This window comes from Frankia tisae (assembly GCF_025403405.1).
GTDB lineage: Bacteria > Actinomycetota > Actinomycetes > Frankiales > Frankiaceae > Frankia > Frankia tisai.
Genome location: NZ_JANEZT010000535.1, coordinates 1 through 3192, shown reverse-complemented (window position 1 = coordinate 3192; position 3192 = coordinate 1). Strand labels below are relative to the sequence as shown.

The following is a 3192-nucleotide window of genomic DNA, read 5'->3' as shown; positions in this document are numbered from 1 at the left end:
GGGCGGTTCGGCGGCGGGCGGCGACGCGGGGGCGGCGAAGGCCAGCGGGTCGAACGGTTCGCCGACGAAGTCGAGGCGCTCAGCCTGGTCGACCAAGATCATGACGGGTCGTCCTCGTTCTCGCTCGGGATGTGGTCCGCGGTCGGGGTCTGCTGCCAGGCACGGACGGCTTCGGCGAACTTCGCCGCCATGCCGGCCGTGGCGGCGACCGTGACATCGGTGAACCGCACCAGCACGGTGCCGTCCGGGGCGCAGGCGGTCGCGGTCACGGTCGCCGTGCCGCCGCCGGTGTCGATGCGCGCCCGGTCCAGGACGAGGACGAAGGGCGCGGCGTCGGGCAGGGGATGGAAGTACTCGGCGCGGCCGATGCCCAGGGGCAGGCAGGCCTGTCCGAGCAGCGCCTTGCCGAGCACCGGCGGCCCCTGCAGGAGCACGTCGGCGAGGACCGGGCTGTGCAGCGCCCCGCCGTACGCGGCCCGCAGGTCGGCGTCGTCGTCGAGCTGGCATTCGAGGACCAGCCGGTCCGCGCCGCGGGCCAGCACCCGGCGCAGGCCCTGCAGCCGCGGGGCGTGGAACTGGGTGCCCTCGGTGTAGATGGCCAGGGCGTCGGGTGGGCCCTCCCCCAGCCGGTAGCCGGGCCAGCCGGGCAGCACCACGGCCGGCCGGGCCGCGGCGGCGTCGGCCGCGGCGAGCACGAACGTCGCCGCGTAGTGCGACACCGGCAGCCGACCGGTGCCGTCGCCGCGCACCGCGACCCGCACCAGCAGGCCGTCCCCGGCCACGTCCGGAACCGCGGAGTCGAGGAAGACCTGCGCGCTGTCAGGAGAGGCACCGGCGGGAGAGGCACCGGCGGGGGACGCGCCGTTGAAGACAATGCCCTTGTGCACCGCGAAGTCGCGGACCTCGACGACGCGCCGCCCCGGGTGGGACCGCTCCACATTGTTGATCATCCAGCCGAGGCCGAACGTGGCCGGGAGCACCCGGTGCTCCCCGATCCGGTGGGCGGCGATCACGGGATGGTCGACGATCCAGGTGAGCGACCGGCGGGCACGCACGGCCGGCCCGCCGGCCGCAGCCGGATCCGCCAGGGAGCGGCCCGGCCCGACGAGCACGCACACCTCGTCGGTGCGGTCGGGCCGGAACGCGCCGGCGAAGGCGTCGGCACCCGCGTCGGGGGCCAGCAGCTCCACGCCGCGCGCCTGGAACAGCTCCCGCAGGGCGGGGGTCACCATGCCGCCGTCCCAGGCACCCCAGTCGATCGCGGTGACGTGCCAGTCGGGACGGTCATGCTTCATCGAGGCCGCCACCCGGCACAGGGCCTCGTTCGCGGCGGCGTAGTCGGCCTGGCCGGGGTTGCCGTACAGCCCGGCGACGGAGGTGAACAGGATCAGGTGGCGCAGCGGAGCACCGTCGAGGGCGTCGAGCAGCGCCCGCAGCCCGGTCAGCTTCGGGGCGAACACCCGGGCCACCTCCGCGGCGGACTTCGCGGGCAGCAGCGCGTCGGCGAGCACCCCCGCGCCGTGGACCACACCGGTGACCTGCCCACGCAGGTCCCCGAGCGCGGCGCGCAGGGCGTCGGCGTCGGTGACGTCGACCGCGACGTAACGCGCCCGCGCACCCGCGGCCTCGACCGCCGCCAGCGTCTCGCGGATCTCCCGCTGGGCCAGCAGGCCCTGGTAGACGCCCTCGACCTCGCGCGGGGTGGGACGGGTGCCCGTGGCCCGCAGCTGGGCGATCACGGCCGCCTTGAGCTCGCCGGCGGCGACGCCGACGGCCCAGCCGGGCTCGCCGGCCAGCGGCGAACGGCCGAGCAGCACGAAGCTGGCGGCGGCGCGCTCGGCGAGAGCCCGTACGCACAGCGCCGTGACGCCGCGGGCTCCGCCGGAGACGACGAGGACGTCGTCCGCGCCGATCGTCACCGCGTCCACGTCCCCGCCGGCAGCGGCTGGATCGGTACCGGCGGGATCGGTACCGGCGGGATCGGCCGTGGCGAGCGGGTCGAACAGGCCGGGGACGACCGTCCGGCGCACCGAGGCGGCGTCGAGGCCGACCTCGGGGGTGTCGCGGGCCACGTCGTGGAGTTCGGCATCGAGTAGTCCGGTGACGGCGTCGTCGGGAAGATCCGGCGCGGCGTCGAGGGCCCGGCAGAACAGCTGCGGGGTCTCCGCGGCCAGCGTCTTGACGACGCCGCCGACCCCGCCGAGCAGGGCCGTCGCGGCCGCGGCCGGGCCCAGATGACCCAGGCCGCCGTCGATGCGGGTGAGGGTGACGAAGGCGGCGCGGGAACCGTTCGCGGCGCTCGCCGTCAGCGGGCCGTGGGCGTGCCGCGCGACCAGGACGGTCTCCGCGAGCACGGCCACGGAGTCAGCCCAGTCGGCGCCCGGGGTCAGGATGGTCAGGGCGAGGTCCACCCGCCCCTCGAACGCCGCGGCCAGGGCCTCGTCCACCGCGTCGGCCGTCGGCAGGGCCGGACCGGCGGCGGCGCCGAGGTCGGCCTCCCGCACGGTCCATCCCCGCTGGCGCAGGCCGTCAAGGACCGCGCCCGGGGTGCCCCGGTGGACGACGACGGCCACCGGGGAGTCTGCGTACGGGCGGTCGAGCCGGTCGACCGGGGGCAGGGTCACCAGCCGGATGGGCCGGCGCGGTGCCCGCGCCGGCTCACCGGCTTTTGGGCCGACACCACCTGCCTTCAGGCCGTCGGCCGTGGTGGTCGATGCGGCCGAGCCGGGCGGTGCGGCGGAGACGGGCGGTGCGGCGGAGACGAAGTCGGCGATCTGGTCCAACGTGCGCAGCTCCGCGAGCTGCTCCGGACCCACCGTCGGCGACTGCGGGAACCGCTCCCGCAACGCCCCCAACACCTGCACCCGCTTGATCGAGTCAACCCCGAGATCCGCCTCCAGATCCATCCCGGTATCGATCATGTCCGCGGCATAACCTGTCTTCTCCGCCACCACCTCGACCAACGCACCCCGCACCGCCTCCCGGTCGATACCGGCGATGCCACCAGCACCACCAGCACCAGCAGGTGCACCGGCCGACGGTTCCGCGGAACCGCCCGACGCGGACGACGAACCCGCCCCAGCCGAGACGAAGTCGGCGATCTGGTCCAACGTGCGCAGCTCCGCGAGCTGCTCCGGACCCACCGTCGGCGACTGCGGGAACCGCTCCCGCAGTCGCCGACGGTGGGTCCGG

Annotated in this window: 1 protein-coding gene; it reads right to left on the bottom strand. The window is 75.8% G+C overall.

Annotated elements, in window-relative coordinates:
- Positions 1 to 98: 98 nt before the first annotated feature.
- A partial coding sequence (locus NBZ85_RS29390) for an SDR family NAD(P)-dependent oxidoreductase (RefSeq protein WP_261563195.1) occupies positions 99 to 3192 on the bottom strand: 3094 nt, incomplete at its 5' end.